The sequence below is a fragment of the Actinoalloteichus caeruleus DSM 43889 genome, assembly GCF_000429185.2.
In the GTDB taxonomy this organism is placed as follows: domain Bacteria; phylum Actinomycetota; class Actinomycetes; order Mycobacteriales; family Pseudonocardiaceae; genus Actinoalloteichus_B; species Actinoalloteichus_B caeruleus.
Genome location: NZ_AUBJ02000001.1, coordinates 872,014 through 896,202, shown reverse-complemented (window position 1 = coordinate 896,202; position 24,189 = coordinate 872,014). Strand labels below are relative to the sequence as shown.

20 protein-coding genes and 2 pseudogenes are annotated in these 24,189 nt (G+C 72.1%); 11 read left to right on the top strand and 11 right to left on the bottom strand.

Features of this window, described 5'->3' with window-relative positions:
* Window positions 1–51: 51 nt before the first annotated feature.
* Both G443_RS03505 and G443_RS03500 read left to right on the top strand, forming a co-directional pair.
* Window positions 52–897 (top strand): pentapeptide repeat-containing protein, encoded by an 846-nt coding sequence (locus tag G443_RS03505; protein WP_026418056.1) that lies wholly within the window; start codon window positions 52–54, stop codon window positions 895–897.
* Between the two features lie 355 nt (window positions 898–1,252).
* Window positions 1,253–2,047 (top strand): putative protein N(5)-glutamine methyltransferase, encoded by a 795-nt coding sequence (locus G443_RS03500; RefSeq protein WP_026418057.1) that lies wholly within the window; start codon window positions 1,253–1,255, stop codon window positions 2,045–2,047.
* A gap of 234 nt (window positions 2,048–2,281) precedes the next feature.
* Here the strand turns inward: G443_RS03500 and soxR are convergent, their stop codons facing one another.
* The gene (gene soxR / locus G443_RS03495) at window positions 2,282–2,785 is read right to left on the bottom strand and encodes a redox-sensitive transcriptional activator SoxR (RefSeq protein WP_308208822.1); all 504 of its coding nucleotides are present in this window, start codon (window positions 2,783–2,785) and stop codon (window positions 2,282–2,284) included.
* Between the two features lie 104 nt (window positions 2,786–2,889).
* On the opposite strand from soxR, the gene G443_RS03490 reads away from it, so the two are divergent.
* The 4 genes from G443_RS03490 (at window position 2,890) to G443_RS03475 (ending at window position 8,596) form a co-directional block, all read left to right on the top strand.
* A complete protein-coding gene (locus tag G443_RS03490; protein ID WP_026418058.1) occupies window positions 2,890–4,428 on the top strand; it encodes an MFS transporter in 1,539 nt (512 codons plus the stop codon).
* Between the two features lie 31 nt (window positions 4,429–4,459).
* Window positions 4,460–6,334 (top strand): ABC transporter ATP-binding protein, encoded by a 1,875-nt coding sequence (locus G443_RS03485; protein WP_211237488.1) that lies wholly within the window; start codon window positions 4,460–4,462, stop codon window positions 6,332–6,334.
* Between the two features lie 37 nt (window positions 6,335–6,371).
* A complete protein-coding gene (locus G443_RS03480; protein WP_026418060.1) occupies window positions 6,372–7,160 on the top strand; it encodes a TetR/AcrR family transcriptional regulator in 789 nt (262 codons plus the stop codon).
* Between the two features lie 191 nt (window positions 7,161–7,351).
* Window positions 7,352–8,596: a DNA sulfur modification protein DndB gene (locus G443_RS03475; RefSeq protein ID WP_026418061.1), complete on the top strand. Its 1,245-nt coding sequence runs from the start codon at window positions 7,352–7,354 to the stop codon at window positions 8,594–8,596.
* A 39-nt stretch (window positions 8,597–8,635) separates the two neighbouring features.
* On the opposite strand, the gene G443_RS03470 is transcribed toward G443_RS03475, so the two are convergent.
* Window positions 8,636–9,262, bottom strand: a complete 627-nt coding sequence (locus G443_RS03470) for a MarR family winged helix-turn-helix transcriptional regulator (protein WP_103056705.1) — start codon at window positions 9,260–9,262, stop codon at window positions 8,636–8,638.
* Window positions 9,263–9,291: 29 nt separating this feature from the next.
* Between G443_RS03470 and G443_RS03465 the strand changes: the two genes are divergently transcribed.
* Window positions 9,292–10,017 (top strand): SDR family NAD(P)-dependent oxidoreductase, encoded by a 726-nt coding sequence (locus tag G443_RS03465; RefSeq protein WP_211237476.1) that lies wholly within the window; start codon window positions 9,292–9,294, stop codon window positions 10,015–10,017.
* A 145-nt stretch (window positions 10,018–10,162) separates the two neighbouring features.
* Here the strand turns inward: G443_RS03465 and G443_RS25300 are convergent, their stop codons facing one another.
* The 4 genes and pseudogenes from G443_RS25300 to G443_RS03450 form a co-directional block, all read right to left on the bottom strand.
* Window positions 10,163–10,606 carry a phosphotransferase gene (locus tag G443_RS25300; RefSeq protein ID WP_308208821.1) on the bottom strand — a complete coding sequence of 148 codons (444 nt, stop codon included), beginning with the start codon at window positions 10,604–10,606 and terminating at the stop codon, window positions 10,163–10,165.
* On the bottom strand, window positions 10,492–11,109 hold the full coding sequence (locus G443_RS25295; RefSeq protein ID WP_308208820.1) for an aminoglycoside phosphotransferase family protein: 618 nt from the start codon (window positions 11,107–11,109) through the stop codon (window positions 10,492–10,494). Before G443_RS25295 ends, G443_RS25300 begins: the two co-directional genes overlap by 115 nt.
* A 31-nt stretch (window positions 11,110–11,140) precedes the next feature.
* Window positions 11,141–13,617: pseudogene (uvrA, locus tag G443_RS03455) on the bottom strand (excinuclease ABC subunit UvrA).
* A 118-nt stretch (window positions 13,618–13,735) separates the two neighbouring features.
* On the bottom strand, window positions 13,736–13,993 hold the full coding sequence (locus G443_RS03450; protein ID WP_253860111.1) for a hypothetical protein: 258 nt from the start codon (window positions 13,991–13,993) through the stop codon (window positions 13,736–13,738).
* A gap of 45 nt (window positions 13,994–14,038) precedes the next feature.
* Between G443_RS03450 and G443_RS03445 the strand changes: the two genes are divergently transcribed.
* Window positions 14,039–14,605: a PadR family transcriptional regulator gene (locus G443_RS03445; RefSeq protein ID WP_026418066.1), complete on the top strand. Its 567-nt coding sequence runs from the start codon at window positions 14,039–14,041 to the stop codon at window positions 14,603–14,605.
* A gap of 408 nt (window positions 14,606–15,013) precedes the next feature.
* On the opposite strand, the pseudogene G443_RS03440 reads toward G443_RS03445, so the two are convergent.
* A pseudogene (locus G443_RS03440) lies at window positions 15,014–16,078 on the bottom strand (MFS transporter); the annotation flags it as partial.
* 124 nt (window positions 16,079–16,202) lie between these two features.
* On the opposite strand from G443_RS03440, the gene G443_RS03435 reads away from it, so the two are divergent.
* Complete coding sequence (locus tag G443_RS03435; RefSeq protein WP_030228277.1) at window positions 16,203–17,195, top strand: LysR family transcriptional regulator; 993 nt, start codon at window positions 16,203–16,205, stop codon at window positions 17,193–17,195.
* A 40-nt stretch (window positions 17,196–17,235) separates the two neighbouring features.
* Here the strand turns inward: G443_RS03435 and G443_RS03430 are convergent, their stop codons facing one another.
* Window positions 17,236–17,583 (bottom strand): hypothetical protein, encoded by a 348-nt coding sequence (locus G443_RS03430; protein ID WP_162147283.1) that lies wholly within the window; start codon window positions 17,581–17,583, stop codon window positions 17,236–17,238.
* An 802-nt stretch (window positions 17,584–18,385) separates the two neighbouring features.
* Here G443_RS03430 and G443_RS03425 point away from each other — a divergent pair.
* Both G443_RS03425 and G443_RS03420 read left to right on the top strand, forming a co-directional pair.
* Window positions 18,386–18,757 (top strand): DoxX family protein, encoded by a 372-nt coding sequence (locus G443_RS03425; protein ID WP_026418068.1) that lies wholly within the window; start codon window positions 18,386–18,388, stop codon window positions 18,755–18,757.
* Window positions 18,758–18,879: 122 nt separating this feature from the next.
* Complete coding sequence (locus G443_RS03420) at window positions 18,880–19,218, top strand: DUF3140 domain-containing protein (protein WP_026418069.1); 339 nt, start codon at window positions 18,880–18,882, stop codon at window positions 19,216–19,218.
* A 197-nt stretch (window positions 19,219–19,415) separates the two neighbouring features.
* Here the strand turns inward: G443_RS03420 and G443_RS03415 are convergent, their stop codons facing one another.
* The 3 genes from G443_RS03415 to G443_RS03405 all read right to left on the bottom strand — a co-directional run bounded on the left by G443_RS03415 (window position 19,416) and on the right by G443_RS03405 (window position 24,085).
* Window positions 19,416–20,306, bottom strand: coding sequence for an aminoglycoside phosphotransferase family protein (locus G443_RS03415; protein WP_211237477.1), 891 nt, complete (start codon window positions 20,304–20,306; stop codon window positions 19,416–19,418).
* 354 nt (window positions 20,307–20,660) lie between these two features.
* Entirely contained in the window at window positions 20,661–22,610 is a 1,950-nt protein-coding gene (locus tag G443_RS03410; RefSeq protein WP_026418070.1) for a rhamnogalacturonan lyase, read from the bottom strand.
* Between the two features lie 440 nt (window positions 22,611–23,050).
* Window positions 23,051–24,085, bottom strand: a complete 1,035-nt coding sequence (locus G443_RS03405) for a TRM11 family SAM-dependent methyltransferase (protein WP_026418071.1) — start codon at window positions 24,083–24,085, stop codon at window positions 23,051–23,053.
* Window positions 24,086–24,189: the final 104 nt, after the last annotated feature.

Here is a 24,189-nt window from a genome sequence, read left to right as displayed (position 1 = left end):
CCGCGACACCACGCCGGCCTCCCGAACCCGGCCGGGGAGAGGGGAACATCCGTGGCAGAGCCACCAACGCCTGGACCCGCCGCCGAGACGACCCTGCGCGCGGACTGCCAACGGTGCGTCGGGTTGTGCTGCGTCGCGCTCCCCTTCACCGCCTCCCAGGACTTCGCGGTGAGCAAGGACGCCGGCCAACCGTGCTCCCACCTGCGGGAGGACCACGCCTGCGGCATCCACGACCAGCTCCGCCCCCGGGGGTTCGCCGGGTGCACCGTCTTCGACTGCTTCGGAGCCGGCCAACAGGTCACCCAGGTCACCTTCGGAGGGCGGGACTGGCGGGGCGACCCCGGTGTCGCCGGACCCATGTTCGCGGTGTTCCCGGTGATGCGGCAGCTCAACGAACTGCGCTGGTATCTCACCGCCGCACTGGCCCTGCCCGCCGCCCGCCCGGTGCACGCCGACCTCGACGCGGTGCTCACTCGGGCCACCGCACTGGCCGACGCCGACGCCGAGGTCCTGCTGGGGCTGGACCTGCCCGCGCTGCGAGCCGAGGTCGGTGCCCTGCTGGGGCGGGCCGGCGACCTGGCCCGCGCCGAGGCACCCGTGGCCGGCCGCGACCACCGGGGCGCTGACCTGATGGGGGCGCGGCTGCGGCGGGCGGACCTGCGGGGCGCCACCCTGCGGGGGGCCTACCTGATCGCCGCGGACCTGCGCGGCGCGGATCTGCGGTGGGCGGACCTGCTCGGCGCCGACCTGCGGGACGCGGACCTCTCCGGCGCCGACCTGCGGCACGGCGTGTTCCTCATCCAGGCCCAGCTCGACGCGGCCCGGGGCGACGCGGCCACCCGGCTCCCCGCCGGTCTGCGACGGCCCTCGCACTGGGCGGACCGCGAGCGCAGCTGACACCCGAGGGCGGCCGCGTCCCGGCCCCGGGCCCGCCCGGCGGCGGTCCTGGCGGCGGTGGTCCGCCCAGGTGGCGGCCTCCCGCCCTGGCCGCCACCGGGCAGGACCAGTGGCGCCCCGACCTCGACGGGGCCGGGGAGACCGCCAGCCCCGCCGGGGCGACGGCCCCGCCCCGCGCGTCCCACCAGGACACGGGGGTGGCGGCGTCGGCATCCCGCCACACGCGCCCGCCCGAGGCCACCCCCGGAGTAGAGTTGCCCCCGCACGAAGATCAACTCGACGAGTGCCGGTGGCCCGACCGGGCCGGCGTCCGGCGGGGGTGAGGCCCACCCGCTCGGCAGACCGGAGGCGCCCTGTGCCGAACACGCCGACCCCACCCCCCTCCGATCCCGTCGTCGACGCGCTGCGGGAGGCCGGCTGCGTGTTCGCCGAGGACGAGGCCCGCCTGCTGCGAGATGCCGCCCGCACCCCGGCGCACCTGGACGCCCTCCTCCGCCGCCGGGTCGCCGGCCTGCCCCTCGAACACCTGCTCGGCTGGGCCGAGTTCGCCGGATGCCGCGTGCGGGTGGCCCCCGGCGTGTTCGTCCCCCGACGCCGCACCGAGTTCCTCGTCGACCGCGCCGCCGAGGTGACCGGTCCCGGCAGCGTCGTGGTGGACCTGTGCTGCGGGTCGGGCGCGCTGGGACTGGCCCTGGCCACGCGGCGTCCCGGGATCCGCGTCCACGCCAGCGACATCGATCCCGCCGCCGTGTCCTGCGCCCGGGACAACCTCGCCGACCTCGACGGCCAGGTGTTCCTGGGGGACCTCTACGCCCCGCTGCCCGCCGGGTTGCGCGGCCGCGTGGACGTCCTGCTGGCCAACGTCCCCTACGTCCCGACCCGGGAGATCGCCCTGCTCCCACCGGAGGCCAGGTTGCACGAGGCCCGGGCCGCGCTCGACGGCGGCGGCGACGGCCTCGACCTGCTGCGCCGGGTCAGCGCGCGGGCCGAGGAGTGGTTGTCCCCCGGCGGTCACCTGCTCGTCGAGACCAGCGACCGGCAGGCCGGGCCCGCGGTCGCCATCCTGCGGGCGGACGGGCTCGACGCCACCGCCGCCCGCTCCCCGGACGTGACGGCCACCGTCGTCCTCGGCTCCGCCCCCGCCCGCTGAGCCCCGCCGCCCCGGCGATCCCGCCGCGTGGGACCGTGACCTCCTCCGGTACGCCGCCCGGCACGGGCAGGTGGTGGCCGAGCCCGTCAACGCCGACGCCGCGCCACCGGGGACGGCGTGGACCAGGGCGCGCCCACCCGGCCACCCCGCGCCCCGTCGGACCCCGCCCCCGGCGACCGGGCCCCGTTCCCTTCCCGGGCGCGGTCCACTCCACGCTCTCCCCGCCCCGGCCGTTCAGCACTCGGACGGTCCCCGCAACCCCACCGGGAACACCGAACACCCCCGCAGCCGCTGGGGACCACTGCCCTCCTGCCCGCACACATCCCTCGGATTGGCCAGGGCGCACCGGTCCAGCGACAGGCACCCGCAGCCGACGCAGTCGGTGAAGTCGTCCCGCAACTGCTCCAGGTACCGGATGCGCTCACTGAGCTCGTGGTGCCACCGCTCGGAGATCCGCTGCCAGTCCTCCCGGTTCGGTGTCCGTCCCTCCGGCAACAACGCGAGCACCTCGGCGACCTCGGACAGCGGGATGCCCACCCGCTGGGCCACCCGGACGAGCGCGATCCGGCGCAGCGTGTCCCGCCGGTAACGCCGCTGGTTGCCACTGGTCCGGCGGGAGCGGATCAGCCCCTGCCGCTCGTAGAAGTGCAGGGCGCTGACCGCCACCCCCGCCCGCCGGGCCACCTGGCCCACCGTCAGCTCGTCCTGGTCCCACCGTGGACCCTCCACTGTCACCACATCCCCCACCACGCGCAGTTGACCTGAAGATTGGTTCAGGTTCTACCGTTCCGGGGCGGCGCCGGTCAAGGAACCCGCGCCCCACTCCGAGAACAGGAACTCCGATGACCACGACACACACCGGCCCCCGCGCCGGCCGCCGGCAGTGGCTGGGCCTGGCGGTCCTCGCGCTGCCCACGCTGCTCATCGCGATGGACATGACGGTGCTGCACCTGGCCGTGCCCGCGCTGACCGCCGACCTGGCGCCCACCGGCACCGAACTGCTGTGGATCACCGACAGCTACGGGTTCCTCATCGCCGGCACGCTCATCACGATGGGCACCCTCGGCGACCGCATCGGCCGGCGGCGCCTGCTGTTGATCGGCTCGGCCGCCTTCGGTGTCGCCTCCGTGCTCGCGGCGTTCTCCCCCACCGCCCTCACCCTGATCCTCAGCCGGGCACTGCTGGGCGTGGCCGGCGCGACCCTCATGCCCTCGACCCTGTCGCTCATCCGCACCCTGTTCACCCACCCCCGGCAACGCACCCTCGCCGTCTCGGTGTGGATGACCTGCTTCGCCGCCGGTACCGCGCTCGGCCCCGTGGTCGGCGGGATACTCCTCCACCAGTTCTGGTGGGGATCGGTGTTCCTCCTCGGCGTGCCCGTCATGGCCCTGCTCCTGGCCACCGGCCCCTTCCTGCTGCCCGAGACCCGGGGCGAACGCGCCGCGGGCCTCGACCTGACCAGCGTCCTGCTGTCCCTGACGGCCGTGCTCACCGCCGTGTACGGGATCAAACACCTCGCCGAACACGGCCCGACCGGCACGTCCCTGGTGTGGTTGGCCACCGGCGGCGTGCTCGGCGTCGTCTTCGTCCGCCGACAGCGCACCCTGACCCACCCCCTGCTGGACCTGGGACTGTTCCGCAACACCACCTTCACCGCCTCCCTTCTCGCCCAGACCGTCACGGTGTTCGCCATGTCGGGGGTGATGTTCTTCCAGGGCCAGTACCTGCAACTCGTCCTCGGCCTGTCCCCCCTGGACGCCGGCCTGTGGATGCTGCCCGCCGTCGCGGCCGGAGTGGTCGGCACCCTGTGCGCGCCGCTGCTGGTGCGCTGGATCCGCCCCGCCGTCCTGATGGCCGCCGGCCTCACCCTCGGAGCGGCCGGCCTGATCACCCTGACCTGGACCGACAGCGACGGCGGGCTACCCGTCCTGGTCGCCGCGTTCACCGCCATCCAGTTCGGGCTGGGCCCCACGCTGACCCTGACCACCGACGTCATCCTCAGCTCGGTGCCCGCCCAGCGGGTCGGCTCGGCCTCCGCGCTGTCGGAGACCGGGAGCGAACTGGGCACGGCCCTGGGCATCGCCGTCCTGGGCAGCGTCGGCACCGCCCTCTACCGGGGCGCGATGACGGACCTGCCGAGCGGCCTGGGAGCCGACGCGGCCACCGCCGCCGGGGACACCCTCGGCGCCGCGGCCGCCCTCGCCGACACCCTGCCCGCCCCGCTGGCCGGCGACCTGCTCAGCCTGGCCCGAGCCGCGTTCACCGACGCCTTCCACGGGGTGGCCCTCATCGGGACCGCCCTGACCCTCGCCGTCGCCGTCACCGTCGTGCTGACCCTGCGAACCCCACCGACCGCCGACACCGCCACCGACGCGGCCTGACCACCCCACCCCGTTCGGAGACACCATGAGCATGGACATGACCGCGTGGACGTCGCTTCACCACGCGATGCACGGCCAGCACCGCCGTCACCCCCTCTCCCGCGACACCCTGCGCCGCATCGCCCGGTTCGCCCACCCCCACCGGCGTCTCCTCACCGGCTTCCTCCTGCTCAGCGTGATCACCGCCAGTCTCGCCGTGGTGACCCCCGTGCTGGCCGGCCGCGTCGTCGACACCATCACCGCCGGAGGCCCGGCCAGCGCCGTGGCCTGGGTCGCCCTGACCATCGCCGCGGTCGCCCTGGCCGAGGCGGGCCTGGGACTGCTCACCCGCTGGCAGTCCGCCCGCCTCGGCGAGGGCCTCATCCTGGACCTGCGCACCGCCGTGTTCGACCACGTCCAACGCATGCCCCTCGCCTTCTTCACCCGCACCCGCACCGGCGCCCTGGTCAGCCGGCTCAACAACGACGTCATCGGCGCCCAACGCGCCTTCAGCGACACCCTCTCCGGAGTCGTGGGCAACCTCGTCACCCTCGCCCTCACCCTCGTGGTGATGCTCGGCATCTCCTGGCGGATCACCCTGCTCGCCGTGCTGCTCCTGCCCGTCTTCGTCCTGCCCGCCCAGCGGATGGGCACCCGGCTCGCCCGGCTCCGCCGGGAGGCCGCCGCCCACGACGCCGCCATGGGCACCCAGATGACCGAACGGTTCTCCGCGCCCGGCGCGACCCTGGTCAAGCTCTTCGGCCGGCCCCACCAGGAGTCCGAGGAGTTCGCCCGCCGCGCCGACCGCGTCCGGGACATCGGCGTCCGCTCGGCGATGGTCCAACACGTGTTCCTCACCGCCCTCACCCTGGTCTCGGCGCTGGCACTGGCCCTGGTCTACGGCGTCGGCGGCGTCGCCGCCCTGACCGGGCAACTCGAACCCGGCGCGGTGGTGGCACTGGCGATGCTGCTGACCCGCCTCTACGCGCCGCTGACCGCGTTGGCCAGCGCCCGCATCGAGATCTCGACGGCCATCGTGGCATTCGAACGCGTCTTCGAGATCCTCGACCTGGTGCCGCTCATCCGGCAACGCCCCGACGCCCGCGACACCCCACCCGGGCCGGTGGCAGTCGAGTTCGACTCCGTCGACTTCACCTACCCCACGGCCGACAGGGTCTCCCTGGCCTCCCTGGAGGACGTCGCCACCCTCGACACACGGGAGAACCAGCCCGTGCTGCGCTCGGTGTCCTTCCGGATCGAACCCGGCACCACGGTGGCCCTCGTCGGCTCCTCCGGCGCCGGCAAGTCCACCATCGCCCACCTGCTCTCCCGCCTCCACGACGTCACCGCCGGGGCCGTGCGGATCAACGACGTCGACGTCCGAGACCTCACCAGCGCCTCCCTACGCGACACCGTCGGCATGGTCACCCAGGACGGACACCTCTTCCACGACACCATCCGCGCGAACCTGACCCTGCCCCGCCCCTCGGCCACCGACGCCGAGGTGTGGGACGCGCTGCGCCGAGCCCGCCTGGCCGACCTCGTCGCCGACTTACCCGACGGACTGGACACCGTGGTCGGGGAACGCGGCTACCGCTTCTCCGGAGGAGAACGCCAGCGGTTGACCATCGCCCGACTGCTGCTGGCCGCCCCCCGCCTGGTGATCCTCGACGAGGCCACCGCCGCCCTCGACGCCACCTCCGAGGCCGCCGTCCAGGACGCCCTGGCCGAAGCGACCACCGGCCGCACCTGCCTGGTCATCGCCCACCGACTGTCCACCGTCCGCGCCGCCGACACCATCCTCGTCGTCGAGGAGGGCCGCATCGTCGAACGCGGCACCCACGACGCACTCCTCACCGCCGGGGGCCGCTACGCCGAACTGCACCGCACCCAGTACGCCACCTCCCCCACCGCGCCGGTCACCTGACCCGCCCGCCCCGGCGCACGACTACGATCCCTGCCTCATGGCCCCCGAGAACCCCGGCCCCGCCGACCCGGCTCGCAGCCTCGCCCTGCTCTGGAGGACCAGCGGCCCGTCCGGCCGGCGGGGCCGGCAGGGCATCGACGTCGAGGACATCGTCCGCGCCGCCGTCGACCTCGCCGACACCGAGGGCCTGGCCGCGCTGTCCATGCGCCGCGTCGCCCACCAGCTCGGAGTGGGCACGATGTCCCTCTACACCTACGTGCCCGGCAAGGACGAACTCGTCGAGGCCATGGTCGACGCCGTCTACGGGGAACTCGACCTCACCGCCCCCGCCCCCGGCGGGTGGCGGCGGCACCTCGAGGCCGTGGCCCGGCGCAACTGGGAGCTCTACCAGCGGCACGGCTGGTTGGCGCAGGTCGCCACCGGCCGTGCCGTGCTGGGCCCGCACGCCATCGCCAAGTACGACCACGAACTCCGCGCCCTGGACGGCATCGGCCTCACCGACGTCGAGATGGACGCGGTCCTCACCCTCGTCCTCGGGCACGTGCGCACCGCCGCCCGGGCCGCGTGGGAGGCGGCGCGGACCGAACACCGGTCCGGCATGAGCGACGAGCAGTGGTGGGCCGCGCACGCCCCCCACCTCACCCGGGTCCTCGACCCCGACCGGTTCCCGGTGGCCGCCCGGGTCGGAGCCGCCGCCGGCACCGCCCACCGCGCGCCGCACGACCCGGCGCACGACTTCGAGTTCGGCCTGCTCCGCGTCCTCGACGGCATCGAGGCCCTCGTGCGAACCCGCACCGTCGACCCCGGCGCGACCACCCCGCGCTGAGACCGTCGGCCCGGGGAGAAGACCTCGACCCCACGGCTCACCACCCGGTGGCCACTGACGGAATACCGCGACAGTCGAGTGACCAGTCAATTCCTGAGGTACCCGCTCCACGCGGGCAGGGGTTGTTCCCCGCCCCTCCCCCTGCGGTAGGTTGATCGTCCGCCAATCCACCCCCACCGGGGGCATGGGACATACCAGGGGGAACCAGGGAAATCGAACCCGACCGAATCAGCGGACCCCGCCGTGAAAGCACGTTCGTCGCCCAACGATCCCCGCAGGGCGGCCGCACGGTCCACTCCACGCGAATTCCCCTGACCAGTCTGGACGTCATCCTGACCACTCCCAACCCGGATGAACCCGACCCGGACAACCGCAAGGTGGACAGCCGCCACGCGAAGGCGTTCGGTGACGACATCCGCCAGCAGGAGACCTGGGTGGCTCCCACGCTGCTCGCCCGGGACAACGGCGGCTGCTCCTTCGAGGAGGCAGCGGGAACCAACGGCCACATCGGGTACCTGACCATCCCCTGGGCGACAGGGGCGCTCTCCCCGCTGTCGACCATCGACGGCCAACACCGAATCCTGGGAGTGCACCTGGGAATCAAGGGCCTCGGGGACGAGATCACGAAGATCGACCGGGAGATCGGACGCACCACCCGGAAGGACACGCTCGCCACCCTCGAGAACACCCGCCAGAAACTCCGCGTCCAGTTGGACCGACTCGAATCGGAATCCATCGGCGTCGACATTGACGTCGAACCCAGCACTGTGCTCGCGCGGCAGATGTTCGTCGACGTCGCGGACAACGCCAAGGGGATCTCCAGCGCACTGCGGGCTCGTTTCGACAGCAGCAAGGTGGCCAACCGCATCCTCGACCGTGTCGTGAACCACGCGCTCCTCACAGGGAAGGTGGATCTCGAACAGGACAGGATGACCAGGAAGAACCCCAACCTCATGGGCGCCGAGCACGTGGCGGACCTGACCCGGGGTGTCGCCGTCGGCGTCGCGGGCCGCATCGGGAAGCAGCGCGAACGCGAACTCGCCGACGAAAGCCTCGTCGAGCTGGTGCACGGCTTCCTGGACTGCCTGACCGACGGGTTCAAGGACCTCGGCGCCGTGGCCGAAGGGACCCTCACCCCACTCGACCTGCGATCGCAGTCGCTGCTGGGCCACGTCGGCATGCTGCGCGTCCTCGCCGGCGTCCACCACACCCTCATCGAGGAGCACGAGGCGAACGACGAGGAGGTCACCACCTTCTTCACCGCGCTGGACCCGCACATGAACGCCCCGGTGTCGGCCACCAGCATCTGGCGCGGCACCGAGGCCAGCGCCGACTTCGAGGTCAACGCATTCTCCCCGGTGATGCGCACCCAGAACCTGGCCCACCTGGTGCGGGTGATCTCCGGCTGGTACCGCACCCGCCCCTCGGGCCTGTAGGGCACCGGGCCGGCGGGAATCCCCGGGCCACCCGCCGGCTCACCCCGCACCGCCGGGACCGAAACGGCCGGTGAGGTCGGCGAGCAGGACGCGGAGCAGGTCGGCGAGGTGCTCCCGCTGCTGGTCGGTGAGCCCGGAGAGCAACGACTCCTCGTGACGCAGCAGTTCGTCAACCGTGCCCCCGATCACCTCGTGCCCCTCCGAGGTGAGCTCGACCAGCACCGCCCGCCCGTCCGGCCCCTCCCGCCGGCGCCGCACCAGCCCCGCCGCCTCCGCGCGGGCCACCCGCTGGGACACCGCACCCGGACTGACCAGCGCGCGCCGCGCGATCTCCGAGGGCGCCAGCTGGTAGGGCGACCCCGCCCGACGCAGAGTGCTCAACAGGTCCCGGGTGGCGGCGTCCATGCCGAGCCTGGCCATGGTGCGCCGCCGCTCGTCGTCCAACAGCTTCGCGACCCGCCAGATCCTGGTGATCACGCCGATGGAGCCCACCGGCGCGCCGGGGCGTTCCCGCCGCCACGCCCGGACGATCAGGTCGACCTCGTCGACCGCTCGTCCGGTGTCGTCGGCGTCCACGCCGGACGCGGGTCCCTCGCCGCCCGAGTCGTCCCGTGCCGGTCCGGCGCTGGTTGCGGTGGTGTCGTGTTCGGGAGTACGGTCAGCCACCCCACTAGTTTAGACCTAAAGGAGTTTGTGTGGTGCGCAACATCGTGGTCACCGGCGGCGGTACCGGTATCGGACTCGCCGTGGCGGCCCGGTTCGCCTCCCAGGGCGACTCGGTCACCATCACCGGACGCCGAACCGACGTGCTCACCGAGGCCGCGAACACCCTCGGAGCCCGGGCGGTCGCCTTCGACGCCAGCGACCCCGACGCGGTGACCGCCGCCCTGCCCGCCCTGCCCGACCGGGTCGACGTCCTGATCAACAACGCCGGCGGCAACGTCGGCTTCGACCTGCCCGCCCACGACAAGGACGACCTCACCGGACTGGCGCGGGAATGGCGGGCCAACCTCGCGACCAACGTGCTCTCCGCCGTGCTGGTCACCACCGCGCTCACCCCGCGACTCGCCGACGACGGCCGCGTCATCATGGTCGGGTCGATCGCGGCCCGCACCGGAGCCGGCTCCTACGGAGCCTCCAAAGCAGCCCTGGAAGCCTGGACCATCGACGTCGCCACCCGCCTCGGGCCCCGCGGCATCACCGCCAACCTCGTCTCCCCCGGACTGATCGAGGACACCGAGTTCTTCCGGGGCCGGCTCAGCGACCAGCGACGGGCCACCCTGATCTCCCGCACCGCCACCGGCCGCGCCGGCGCACCCGACGACATCGCCGCCACCTGCGCATTCCTCGCCTCCCCCGGAGCAGGTCACCTCACCGGCCAGGTGCTCCACGTCAACGGAGGCGCCCACTTCGGACGCTGAACCCCACCGCGACACCACCACCGGAACCGCGTGCCGCCCCGCCTCGGCTCCCCGACCGGACACCACCCCGCCAGGACGGGCCCCGGCCGGGCCCGATGTGGTCGAACCGGACGTCCCGGCATCCCGCGTCGACCGGGGTGCCGGGTCAGTCCACCCCGAACCACCGGTCGGCCACCGAGGCCAAGGTCGGCTCCTCCGGAGCAGGCAACAACCGCAGGTAGGTGCTCAGGTCGCTGTAGACGTGCAGCAACGCGTAGGCCAGGAACCGGCGGGACAACACCGGCCCGACCGCCGCCCGGTCCAGCCCGTACCCGGCCAGCAGCGCCGCCAACGCCCCCGCATCTCCCCGGGTCAGGAACAGCCCCACCGCGGCGAACTCGTACTCCGCGGCTCCCCGCATCGCCGGTTCGAAATCGAACAACCCCGACACCTCCCAGCCCGCCGCCCCCGGGCGGACCAGCACGTGCTCGGCCATCACCTCGGTGTGCAGCAGCACCGGCCGCCCCGCCGGCACCGGGGTCGCGTCCAGGAAGTCCGGGATCTGCTCCACCCAGGCCTCCGGCAGCCCCCGAGACCGCTGCCGCCGCACGCAACCCGCCCGCTGGGCGGCGAGGAACTCCTCCCAGCAAGGCGGCCCAGCACGTCCAGACCTCGGTGGTCCACCTCGTGCAGGGCGGCCAGCGCACCCCCGACCCGAGCGGCCACCGACCGGCGTTCCGCCGGGGACAGCGCTGGCCACACCTCACCCAGCGGCCGGCCCCGCAACCGGCTCATCAGCACGTACGCCCACCCGTCACGGACTCCCACCTGATGCACCCGGGGAGTCGCCACCGGCAGCCGCCCCGCCACCAGGTCAAGGACCCCGGCCTCCACCGCCGCCTCCCCGGCGTGGACCGGGGGGTACAGCGTGAGCACCAGGTCCTCCCCGACCGCGTACACCGGCAAAGACCCGTCGGCGAACCGGACCAGCTCACCCCCGATCCCCAACCGGCGGCACAGCTCCACCACCCCGGGCCGCAACCGCGCCTCGTCCTCGACCACCGCCTCGAACCGCGCCACCGTCGTCGCCTCGGGCAGGGAACCACCGCTCACACGGCGGGTGACCGTAGACACGACCTCCCGGTCACCGCACCCCAATTTCCCCCGGCACTCCGTCCTTCCCCAGCGCGCGCCGCAGGTGCCGGGCGGTGTGCCCCCGACCGGACGCCACCTCCTCCGGGGTGCCCACCGCCACCACCCGACCGCCGTCCCGCCCGCCACCCGGGCCGAGGTCGATCACCCAGTCCGCCGCCCGCACCACATCCATGCTGTGCGAGACCACCACCGCCGTGTGCCCCCGGTCGACCAACCGGTGCAACACCCCGACCAGCCGCTCCACGTCCCGCGCGTGCAACCCGGTCGTCGGCTCGTCCAACACGTACACGGTGTGCCGGCCGGCCCGGCGGTGCAGCTCGGCGGCGAGCTTCACGCGCTGCGCCTCCCCACCCGACAACGTCGTCCCCGCCTGCCCCAACCGCAGATACCCCAACCCCACCTCGCACAGCACCCGCAGGGGCCCGCGCACCGCCGGCGGATCCTCCCGGAAGAACTCGGCCGCCTCCTCCACGGTCATCGCCAGCACCTCGGCGATCGTGCGACCCCGGTAGGTGACCGACAACGTCTCCGCGTCATACCGGCTCCCCCCGCACTCCGCGCACGGCAGGAACACGTCCGGCAGGAAGTGCATCTCCACCCGCACCACCCCCTCCCCCGAACACTCCTCGCACCGGCCCCCCGGCGAGTTGAACGAGAAACGGCCCGGGGTGAACCCGCACCGCCGCGCCCGCTCGGTCCGCGCGAACAACGTCCGCACCGCGTCCAACACGCCGGTGTAGGTCGCCGGGGTCGACCGCGCCGACCGGCCGATCGGGGACTGGTCGACCCGGATCACCCGGTCCACCAACTCCACCCCCTCCACCCGCTCGTGCGCCCCCGGCGGGGGAGCATCGCCCCCCAACGCCCGGTCGATCACCCGGTACAGGATCTGATCCACCAACGTCGACTTGCCCGCACCCGACACCCCGCTCACCGCCACCACGCACCCCAGCGGGAACGCCACGTCCACTCCCCCCAGGTTGTGCTCGACAGCCCCCCGCACCACCAGCTCCCGCCCCGGCTCCGAGGCCCGACGCCGCTCCGGCAACCCCCGCCCCCACCGGCCCGCGAGGTACCCGCCCGTCACCGACTCCTCCGAGGACCGCAGCGCCTCCACCGGCCCCGAGAACAGCAACCGACCACCGTGCTCGCCGGCGGCCGGCCCCAACTCGACCACCCAGTCCGCGGCCTCGATCACCCGCGCGTCGTGCTCCACCACCACCACCACCGAGTTGCCCCGGTCCCGCAACGCCCGCAGCGTCCCCACCAACTCCTCCACGTCCTGCGGGTGCAACCCGGCCGTCGGCTCGTCCAACACGTACAACAACCCGAACAACCGCGTCCCCACCTGGCCCGCCAACCGGACACGCTGCGCCTCACCCGTCGACAGGGTCCGCGCGGGGCGGTCCAGCGTCAGATACCCCAACCCCACCTCCACCAGGCGCGACAACCGCTCCAGGATCTCCTCCACCGCCTGCTCGACCAGTACCCGCTCCCGCTCCGCCAACTCCAACCCCGCGAAGAACTCCCGGCACCCGGTGACCGGCAACGCGCTCACCTCGGTGATCCCCCGACCACCCACCCGCACCGCCCGCTGCTCGGCGCGCAACCGCCCTCCCCCGCAGGACGAGCACGGCACCGGACGCAGGAACACCTGCCCCGGGAAGGAACCCCCCGCCGCCGCCCGCTGCCGCTCGGCCAACCACGGCAGCACCCCGGTGAACACCTCCGACCGCCCGGGCACCGCCACCTCACGGCCCCGCAGCAGAACCTCCCGCAACCCCGGCGGCAACGACCGCCACGGAGCCTCCGGCCGAACCCCCCACCCCGACACCACCGCGACCGCCGCCTCCCGACACCCCGCCGCCGACCGCTCCCGCCACGGAGCCACCGCGCCCTCCACCACCGACAACTCCAGGTCAGGCACCACCAACCCCTCGTCCCCCGCCAACACCACACCCACCCCCGCGCAGTCCGGGCACTGCCCGAACGGCAGGTTGAACGAGAACGCCGGCCCCGCCACCTCCACCGGCCCCACCTCGTGCCCCGCCGGACACGCCCACCCCCGATCCCCCGGCCAAGCCCCTCCCCACACCTCGGGCAGTGCGGCACCCCCACCCGCCCCCACAACACCCGCATCAGGTCGTACACCTCGGTCACCGTCCCCACCGTCGACCGAGGACTCCGCGACGCCGAGGACCGCTGATCCACCGCGACGGCCGAGCACAGACCCTCGACCTGGTCGACGTCCGGGCGACTCATCTCACCGAGGAACTGCCGGGCGAACGACGACATCGACTGCACCTGCCGCCGTTGCGCCTCCGCGTAGATCGTGTCGAACGCCAACGAGGACTTCCCCGACCCCGACACGCCGGTGAACACCACCAACGCCCGGTGCGGAACGTCGAGGTCCACCCCCCGCAGGTTGTGCACCCGCGCCCCCCGCACCCGCAGGGTGTCCGGCAACACCGCCCGGGCCGAGCCGGGCAGGACGTCACGGGCATGGGACATCGTCATCGGAAACTCCTCCACCAGGGATCGGAACGCCGCCGAACACGCACACGGGGCAGGTCCCCGCACGGCGTCACCACGACCCCGAGAGCATACTCAAACTTGTGTACCCGTCCCCGCGGCCACCCACCACACCACCGCGACACCAGCCGGAACCCCCGCCACGCACCAGCCCACCGGCCTGGCAGACGATCTCCTCCTCGCGCATGGTCAGGAAGTCAACCGAGACCACGGACTCGTGGGCGAACATCTCCTCGAACGAGGTGCGGCGAGCGCCCTCAGCCAACCCCTCGACCACACCCGGGTGGCCACCCCCCACCACGACACCCAACCTCTAACCTGAGCCCGGCCTCGAACAACGGCAGAGCGGAACGGCATGTCAGCGACACGACTCCTCGTACTCGGCGTAGTACGCCAATGCGGAACAGCACACGGCTACCGAGTACGAGCGGAACTGGTCGCCTGGGGCGCCGAAGAATGGGCCAACATCAAATGGGGCTCCCTCTACCACGCCCTCAGGCAGTTCGCCAAGGAAGGGCTGATGATCGCCACCCCCGCCAAAGACACCCCAGGACGCACCGACTACTCCCTCACCACCACCGGAGAAACGGAGTTCCACCGCCTGCTCCGCGACGCCCTCCGACGACCAGAACACCGACCCGACACCCTCGGAGCCGCACTCGCCCTGCTCCCCGCCCTCACCCGCGAGGAAGCCATCACCCTCCTCACCGAAAGACTCCGCACCCTGGAAACCGAACGCACCGAGAAGGCCGAACTCGCCGAACTCGGCACGGCCCCCGGCACCGAACACCTCCGCGAACTACCCCGCCTGTGGGAACACACCGCACGCGGAGGCATCGAATGGACCCAAGGACTGCTGCACCGACTGCGCTCCGGCACCTACGCCATGACCAACGACAACACCCACACCACCCCACCCTGAGGCGGGAGAGCGGACGCGCACCGGACCGGCACGCAGGCACACGCCGCCCTCCCCACCCACCCAGGCCGCCGATCCACCCGGCACTACGACGACCCGCGGAAGGGATCCCTTCCCCGCGACACCTCGTAACAACGGTTCAACTCCGCCACGAACCGCCTGACCCGCATCACCAGAGCCCGCATCCCACTCACCTCCCCTCCTCCACCGACACGGCCCGCCCCACCGGCGCCGACCACTCCACCGCCCGCTCACCGCCACGCACCTCCGAACCACCACGCCACACCAGGTCAGCCACCACCCCACCACCAACACCACCCCGCTCACCACCGCGAACAACCGCACCGCCCCCTCCAACGGCACCCACAACGCCAACGCCCCCACCCCGACCGCCGGCACACCCGCCCCCAGGTAGAACAGGACGTACAACGCCGAGGTCGTCTCCACCGAGGCCGACCGGGGAGTCACCGACTCCACCTCCGCCGTCGCCCCCCAGTACACGAACCCGTGCCCCACCCCCGCCGCCACCGCCGCGGCCCCCAACACCCACAACCCCGACTCCGCCACCGGCAACGCCAACCCCACCAACCCACCCCCCAGCAACACCACGCCCACCCGCTGCGCCACCACCGGCCGCAACCCCGGCGTCATCACCTGCGCCACCGCGGAACACGCCATCACCACACCGATCACCAGTCCCGACACCACCGGACTCGACACCCCGAACTCACTCCGCAACAAGTCCGGCACCAGCGCCAGGAACAACCCCACCACCGCCCAGGCGACCCAACCGTTCACCCCGCCCACCACGAACGACCGCCGCACCACCCTGGGCACCCTCGGCCACGCCAACCGCCACCCCCGCAACGGCCCCGACCGCTCAGGGAGACGGCGCACCAGCCCCATCACCACCACCGTCGCCACCACATGCACCGCGAACGACATCGACAACGGCGCCGGCGCGAACGAAGCCAACAACCCAGTGCCCAACGGCCCCACCGCCCCACCCACCACGAACACCACACCCGCCACCAACGCCCCCCGCTCAGGCGAGGAACACCGCGCCACCACCACCGCCACCCCGGCCCCGGTGCCCGCCCCCAACGCCAGGCCGTGCAGCACCCGACCCGCGAAAAGAGCACCCACCCCCTCCGCACCCACCAACAGCAACGACGCCACCGCCGACACACCCAACCCCCACAACAACAACCGCCGCGGCCCCACCCGCTCCACCGCCGCACCGAACACGACCAACGCCGGCACGCTCACCAGCGAGTACGTCGCGAACAGCGCCGTCGACGTCAACGACGAGAACGCGAACTCCCGCTGGTACAGCGGGTACAACGGGCTCACCATGTTCGCCCCCGCCGTCAGCACCAACAACGCCGCGGCCGAAGCGACCAGCGCACCCGTCCCGCCCCCACCCCGGGCCCCGCACCGTCCCCGGCACCCGTGAGGACCCCCGCCACCAGGCATCACCACCCAGCCAGCTCCCCACCGACCACCACGGCGACGCACCGAACCACCGACCGGACAGCACACGAGATCGAGACACACGCCCAGGGTGCGCAACTCGATAGGCGACGAAAAGCAAACGTTGATGCAGCGATCCGTACAGTTGCACTACATGATCGACCGGCGACTCCATATGCTGCAGCTACTCGACCGACACGGCACCGTCCACGCGGTGGCCACCGCCCTGCACTACACCCCATCGGCGGTATCCCAGGCCCTCCGCAGCCTCAGCGCCGAACTCGGAACCGACGTCGTCCGCCCCCGAGGACGAGGCGTCCGCATCACCCCCGCCGGCCGCACACTCCTGGCCCACGCGGAGATCCTCTTCGCCCAGTGGGAACGGGCACGCGCCGCCCTCGACGCCTACGACGAGGAACCGTCGGGCACCCTCGGCATCTGCGGTTTCTCCACCGCGGCCGCGGTCGTCCTCCCCCGCGCCGCCGGCGCCCTCCGAGAACGCTTCCCCAACCTCGGCATCCGCATCACCGAGGCGGAACCCACCGAATGCTTCGACCTGCTGCTCTCCGGCGAGGCCGACATCGCCCTCGTCGTGGCCACACCCGACACGCCCTCACCCAGTGACCCCCGCTTCGACCAACGTCCCCTCTTCGACGACGCCCTGGACCTCCTGATCCCGCAGGACCACCCGCTGGCAGGCGCGGGTGAGGTGCGACTCGTCGACGTGGCGCACGAACAGTGGATCGTCTCCAAACCAGGGTCGACCTACCACCAACTCGTGCTCGCCGCGTGCGCGACCGCCGGGTTCTCCCCTCGGATCGCCCACCGCAGCGACGAGTGGGAGACGGCCACCGCACTCGTCGCGCAGGGCTTCGGGGTCTGCCTGGTCCCCCAGCTCGCCGGACTTCCCAGCACCCACCCGGTGTCCCGCCTCCGACTGACCGGGGACCCGGCTCCGGCGCGCCGCGTGCTCACCGCCACCCGGCTGGGGAGCCGGGACCGCCCTGTGATCAGCAGTGTCCTCGACGCGATCACGGCCGTCGTTCGGCGACTCGACCTCCGCCCGCTGGCGGGATCGGCTGACCACCCCTCGGCGGTCAGTTCGGACCTCCCCCACTGACCCCGCTCCGCCCCGGAACCCGACCACCGCGTGGGAGAACTCAGCTGCCTTCGGCCTCGAGACCGAGCCGGCGCCTGGCGTCGTCGATGCGCTTCAGCCCTTCCATCGCCGTCGCACGGGCCGCCGCGCACTCCTCCGCCGTGGTGGCCCTGGCGAGCAGCTCACCAGTCGCCCTCCACCGCTCGCTCGCGTCCTCCCACGCACGGCGGGCGACGACATCGTCACCGACGCCCAGCGTCTCGACGTGGAAGCCCAGCCGCCGGTACGCCGAGCGCGCGGCGGACTTGGCCGAGCGAACCTCCCGGTGCCGTGACGCTCCCAGGATGACCGGAACGAGCACCCCGGCGGCGACCGCGGTCGCGCCGACGATCCACAGGATCATGGACACCATCTGTTACCTCGATCAGTTGACGGGGCCGCCAGTATCTCACCCGTCCGCAGGTCCACCTCCACCTCGTTCCCTCTCGTCCCCCACTGGCCCGCCGCGGGCCCAGCACCCGCGATGGCACGGTCCCCCCGCCGCCACGAGGACAGCACCCATCCACGGGTGCTCCGGATCTTCGCACGTCAGGGCTTCGATCAGTGGGCACGGGAGCGGGTGTGATCGTCGGCGGAGGTACCGGCGCGTTCCGGAGGGGCCACCAGGCGAGTGGGCGGCACCCGGCGGACGCACAGGGCTCCGCGTCCCGCTCCAGGTGCTCCGACCCATACTCCCCGGTAGTGACTCTTGGTAGTCGGGGTGCCTTTTTCGTGGCGGTTGGTGTTTGTTGGTTGGTGGTGAGTTGATTTTGATTGACACTGAAATAACGGACAAATATGAATTCAATGGGGCGTCGGGGATGGGTAGCGCCGGCGGTGTTCGGATCGAACCCACGGTGAACACCACCCCCGCGGCTCCAACCCTTACGACAGTCGAGTGATCACACGGGGAAACCAGGTGCGTTCAGGCGGTCATGATCGGTAGGGTGTCAACAGGTCGTCGCCGACCACACCCCCCGTGGTGCGGGGCGCGACGAACGCCGTTCCTCGCAGGATCTCGAGACTTGTCCCACATCCCGCCGCGATGGCGCGGCAGGCAGGTGGGGCACCACCGACTGCACCCACTTCCGCCGCCCGCCACTGAAAGGCCAGGCGCTCCGGGCGCCCGCGAGTGACTTCCTCGGATGGGCGGCCCGGCCCCGGGAGCCTTCTTGACCTACGTCATCTGGGCGCTGCAAGTGCCACTCGCGCTGATCCTTCTCATCTCCGGCGGGATGAAACTCGTCCAACGGGAAGAGCTACTACTGGCGAACATGCCGTGGGCGGAGGATTTCTCCAGCCAGGAGGTCAAGATCATCGGAGGGATCGAGGTGGCGGCCGCCGCCGGCCTGATCCTGCCGGGCCTGCTCAACTTCCTGACCGTGATGACGCCCGTCGCCGCGTGCGGCGTGGTGCTGCTGATGATCGGGGCCATCGTCGTGCACGGCAGGCGGTGGAAGTTCAAACCAGTGCCGATCAACCTGTTGCTGCTGGTCATGGCCGGGGTCGTTGCCTGGACCCGCTTCGGCCCGGTGCCCTTCTGATCACGTGGCGCCCGGGGTGGGATTCGTTCCCACCCCGGGCGGGTACCACCCCCGGTGAACGGTGCTGAGCGTGGTGGCGACCGCGCCGGCAGCACACCGTGCACGGGAGGAGGCCGACGATCATGGCCGAGCACACGCACGAGAGCGACGCCCTCTGGAACGAATTCCACCGGGTGGTGAACATGTCCTCCCGTGAACTCAGCGAGTGGCTTCGGACCAGATCGGCAGGGGAGACCGCTGAGGAGTTCCCTGACCAGTCGGGAACGCCGACCGGCCAGGAGGTGCTGCGCATCCTCAACAAGCGCAGGACCGACCTCGAGGACGGCGACCTCCATGTCATGCGCCGGGTCGTGGAACGAGTCCACGCCGAACGCCGCGACGACCTGGAGCCCACCAGCGGCCAGTCGGGCTGGCGGCACCGGCTGATGTCGATCGGGCACGATCCCCTGAAACCCGTCTGAGCCGGGCCTCGTCGACGGTGGGAGGCCTGGGGTAGGGATGCTGGATCTCCTCCCCGCGTGGTGGGGAGATCCGTGCGTGGGTTCAGTGTTGGATTCATCCAACACTGAAATGATGGATCCGGTCGACGAATTGGGGCTTAGTGGCGGTATTTGCGCGCCATCGCCTACTCGAGACCGCGGAGCAGCGACCCTGGTGCTCAGCCGAGCAATGCGCCCAGGACGCGATGGCAGCGGACCGGGTCCGTGGTGAGGCCGTTCTCCAGGCCCCACAGCCAGTAGTCCACGCACCGCGCCACCGCCCAGCCGTTCGCCGCGCGAGGCTCCAGCTCCCCGGTCTCCACGAGCATGGCCAGCAGGCGGCGCAGGTCGGCATCAGAGCCGATGGCGTCGTCGTCCGCCCTGGTCCACAACAGTTCGGGCACGGAGAACTCCGGGCGGCCCCGCACCGGACGAGGATCCACCGCCAGCCACGGCTCGCGTTCGCCCGCCAGGACGTTGCCGTAGTGCAGGTCGGCGTGGATGAGCGTGCCGTGGTCCTCCGCCCCGAGGTCAGCGGCGAGGCCTCGCGCCGTGTCGAGCCAGGCCGGCGGAATGGGGTCGCCCAGCGTCCGCTGCCGAGACGGGAGGCGCTCCACCATGTCGTCGGCGATCTCGCCCAGTGAGCGCAGCCCGGGTGGTGCCGGCACCGCGAGGCGACGCAGGAGCGTGCCCGCCACCTCGGCCGCCTCCCACAGGCCAAGGCCGCGCAGGCTGCGCCGCTGGTTCAGCCGTTCCATCAGCAGCCCGCCGATATCCGGCCTGGCTCCGAGCAGCCGGACGGCCCCGGCGCCATCCCAGGTGCGCAGTGCTCGCGCCTCGTCCGCGGTGGTGCCGGTCGGCCAGCTCACTTTGAGCGCGCAGGCCTGGTGCCGACGGTGCGCCATCACCACCAGGCCGGAACCACCATGTTCCGGCGGTGTGTCGTCAAGGGTCAGCCCCCAGTCAACGCACAGCTGGCGGACCAGCTCGGGCAGCGCCGCCACCCAGCTGCGGCCCTCCTCGCCGTCGACACGTGAGCGCCACTCCGCGAACTCACCGGGAACGATCACGCTGACCATCCTGCCCGGTGGGGACACCTCAGCCAGGTACCTCCCACCCACCTCCCCCGTGTCGCGCTGTCCGGGACGCGCATCCGAGAGCACCGCGGTGCACCGCCCACGGGGCCGCGCCGGGGCCAGGAGGAGCACCTGCGGCTCGGTCCTCGGGGTCCGCTGCCACTCCCCTACCGACCGCGCTGCTCCGGGTGGTCCCGAGGACCGAGCCGCCACCGCACCGTGCCACTCGGACCGGTGTTCGTCCGCCGTGCCGCACGAGATGTGCGACTGACGGGGCGGATCCGGGCGGTACCTCCCGTGTCGGGGAGCCCACCGGGACTCCCCGACACGGAACCGCTGGTCAACGGGTCACGGGTAGTAGATGTTGGGCTGGTCCGGGGTCTCCATGTCGAAGCCCAGGAAGAAGCTGGTGTGCGGCGGCTGGTTGTAGGCGACGTTCTGCCAGGCCACCCCGAGCCGGTACACCGGGTCGTGCATCAGGGTGTGGATCCGGTGCTCCGTGGGGTGCGTGGTCGTGTAGACCCGGAGGGCCGTGTCGTCCTCGGTCGGCCACAGCACCTCCTCGCGCCAGTCGCCGAGGATGTCCGCCTGGAGGCTCGGATTGCCCTTGGTGTCGTTGATCGACTGGGTCCCGGTCGGCGTGAGCAGGTTGACGAGGGTCTCGGTCTCCCAGTCCCACTTGTCGATCCGGCCCACTCCCCGGCGGTCGCTCTCCCGGAAGTCGTGGTCCAGGATCTCCCGGCCGAGGTCACCGTCCCACCAGACGACGAAGTTCGCCGGGGGGATGTTGTTGGAGATGAGCTCGCCGGAGGCGCTGACCAACCAGCCGGTCGGGCTGTTCCACTCCCCGTCGATGGCCCAGGCCTCGGCTCCGGGGAACCGGGGGTCGATGTCACCGGCGGTCCCCCGGCCGGTGTCCCGCCCGGTGTGCTCGCCCCACAGGACCTCGCCGCTGCCCGCGTCGCGCAGCGCCAGGCCGTACGGCGCGGAGGAGTTCTCCTGCACTCCGAAGACCTCCAGGCCGTCCCGGCTCGGGTCCAGGTTGCCCAGGTGCATGGCGTCGCCGTGGCCGAGCCCGGTGGAGTAGAGACCGGTGCCGTCGTCGTCGATGGTCATCTGGCCGAACACGATCTCGTCACGGCCGTCGCCGTCAACGTCGCCCACGCTCAGGTTGTGGTTGCCCTGTTGGGCGTAGGCGCCGTTGCCCGGCTCGTCGCTGTCGAAGATCCACCGCTGGGTGAGTTCCCCGTCGCGCCAGTCGTAGGCGGCCAGCACGGTCTTCTCGTAGTAGCCCCTGGACATCATGATGCTGGGGCGTTCACCGTCCAGGTAGGCGACGGCGGCGAGGAACCGGTCACCCCGGTTGCCGTAGCAGTCACCCCACTGGCAGATGTCGCCGCGTGCCGGCTCGAAGTCGACGGTCTCCACCGCCTCACCGGTGAGCCCGTCGAAAACGGTCAGGAACTCCGGGCCGGTGAGGACGTAGCCGGAGGAGTTCCGGTAGTCCGCGTCGGGGTCGCCGATGACCTGGCCGAGGCCGTCCACCGCGCCGTCGGCGGTGCGCAGGACGACCTCGGCGCGGCCGTCACCGTCGAAGTCGTACACCAGGAACTGCGTGTAGTGCGCTCCGGCGCGGATGTTGGGTCCGAGCCCGAGCCGCCAGAGCTGTTCGCCCTCGAGGGTGTAGGCGTCGAGGAACACCTCACCGGTGTAGCCGGATCGGGAGTTGTCCTGCGCGTTGGTGGGCTCCCACTTGACGACGATGTCGTACTGGCCGTCGCCGTTGAGGTCGCCGACGCTGGCGTCGTTGATCCGGTACTCGAACTCGCCCCCGTCCGGGGTCGTGCCGCCTTCGGGCTTGTTCAGCGGGATGTCGAAGTGCGCCTCGGCCAGGGCGGTGGTCGTCTCCGACGCGGCGCGCCCACCCTGGCCGAGTGGCAGCAGCTCGTAGGTGGCCCCGGGGGCACCGTCGGGATCGAGGAAGTTGGTGCTGGAGCGGATGGGCTGGCGGTTGATCTTCCGGCCGTCGCGGAACAGGTGGAAGCCGAGGTCCTGCGGGTCGGTGCCGAACAGGCGCCAGCTCACCAGGACCCCGTCCTCGGTGGGGACGGCCAGCAGTCCCCGGTCCAGGCGTTCGGCCTGCCGAGCCGGGGTGACATCCCCGGTCGTGGCGGAGCCGGCCGGTGCGGCCGACCGGTCCGCTCCGGCTGGGTCGTCGAGTGCGGCGGCGCTGCCGGCGGACACCACGAGGGCGCTTCCGGCCACCAGCGCGAGTAGTGATCTTCGTGCACGCGTCATTGCGTTGGGCCCTTTCCCGGATCAGGGGCAGGTTGTCACGGTGTCGGGCGGTCCCTGGGTTCTCCTCGGTTCGGCGTCCCGTTCCCGGCGTCGTCACGGGTTCGGGGAGCCGTCCTGGTCTGGATCTGCCGAGAAACCGCTTCCCGACCTAGTGATAGCTGATCGCGGGGCGGGTGACCGGGTCGGCCGGGCACCGTTCGACCGGTGTTGTCGCAGGTCAGGGCCCCCGCGGGTCCGGGGTGACCTCGGAACGGGCTGTTGGCCGTTACCGGTCAGGCCCTCGGGGACGCTGGCCGGGGTCATCGAGGGCCTGGTTGAGTGCGGCCGGCGGGGAGCGGCCGTCGACCGGAGCGTCCACGCGGATCCCGTGGTGGTCCCGACGGGCGCCGCGCCCCGCGTGGGCATGTCCCAGCCCGCCACCCGCACGGGGGTCCGACGCGTCAGGCTTTGGTGGCGACGATCAGGTCCCGGGTGATGGCCTGGTCTACCCGGTGCCGGAAGCCGTGGTGGGCGGGGGTGTCGCACACCCGCAGCCCGTTGTCGGACAGGATCGCCGCGATCTCGTCCCGCCCGGCCCCGTACGTGTTCCAGGAGATCCCCACCGCGCCACCGGCGCGAAGGAGGCGGCACCACCCGGGGACGGCGGCGTTGAGGAGTTCCAGCGGGCTGCGGGTGAGGCCGTCAGTGCGGTCCCTGCTGCCGTGCTGAACGCCGTAGGGGGCGTCGGTGACGATCAGGTCCACCGACCGGTCGGGGAAGAACTCCGCCGCGCGCAGGGTGTCGGCGTGCACCAGGTCGAGGGTGAGCCGCTCCCCCGCCTTGTAACTCTCCCGGTCGACGCCGATCTCGGCGTGGAGGCGTCGGCCGATCTGCTTCTTGTCGCGTCGGATCCTGGTGATCTCCGCGTGGTGCTTGACGCGCTTGCGCTTGAGCCAGGTGCGGAGGAAGGCCGCGTAGGCGTCGACGTGCTTGCCGTCCGCTTCGACGCCGAGCGCGTCGAAGCCGTACGTCAGGGCCTGGCTCAGGGTGGTGCCGCGCCCGGCGAGCGGGTCGAGCACGCGGAGCTTCCGCCGTCCCCACTCGGCGGCCAGGTCGGAGGAGAGCAGGGTGACGTTGAGCAGGAGTTTCGTGAACAGTTCGTTGGTCTTGCCCACGTACTTCGGGATGGTGAGGAGGTCGTCGTCGAAGCGGTCCTCGGGGTGGGCGTCCAGCGGGAGCAGCAGGTCGTCCCGCAGTTCGAAGAGGGCGTAGCGGGAGGACAGGTTCGCCAGGCGGTTGAGGTCCTCCTCCGAGAGCTCGTCCGCGTCGAAGGTGACGTAGTCCACACCGCCAAGGCGGCGGGTATCGATGCCGGTGAGGCGGCCGGGGAACAGGCGGTCACCGAAGACCGCGAGTTCGGCCCTGGTCAGTTCCACCGACGCCCCGGTGTAGACCTTGTTCGCAGCGGGAAGGATCAGGATGCCGTAACGCCTCATGCGCTTCTGTTCCACCAAGGGTTCACTCCGTCGGGACCGCGCAAGGATACTGAAGGCTGGTGGAGCCCGTCCCCCGCCCGGGACGCGACGGCACCGCCGGCGAA

Excerpts from the sequence above, each read along its gene's own strand:
- G443_RS03490 (WP_026418058.1), top strand. The coding sequence starts at position 2,890 with ATGACCACGACACACACCGGCCCCCGCGCCGGCCGCCGGCAGTGGCTG.
- G443_RS03410 (WP_026418070.1), bottom strand. The coding sequence starts at position 22,610 with ATGACGCGTGCACGAAGATCACTACTCGCGCTGGTGGCCGGAAGCGCC.
- G443_RS03420 (WP_026418069.1), top strand. The coding sequence starts at position 18,880 with ATGGCCGAGCACACGCACGAGAGCGACGCCCTCTGGAACGAATTCCAC.
- G443_RS03435 (WP_030228277.1), top strand. The coding sequence starts at position 16,203 with ATGCAGCGATCCGTACAGTTGCACTACATGATCGACCGGCGACTCCAT.
- G443_RS03485 (WP_211237488.1), top strand. The coding sequence starts at position 4,460 with ATGGACATGACCGCGTGGACGTCGCTTCACCACGCGATGCACGGCCAG.
- G443_RS03445 (WP_026418066.1), top strand. The coding sequence starts at position 14,039 with ATGTCAGCGACACGACTCCTCGTACTCGGCGTAGTACGCCAATGCGGA.
- G443_RS03480 (WP_026418060.1), top strand. The coding sequence starts at position 6,372 with ATGGCCCCCGAGAACCCCGGCCCCGCCGACCCGGCTCGCAGCCTCGCC.
- G443_RS03405 (WP_026418071.1), bottom strand. The coding sequence starts at position 24,085 with ATGAGGCGTTACGGCATCCTGATCCTTCCCGCTGCGAACAAGGTCTAC.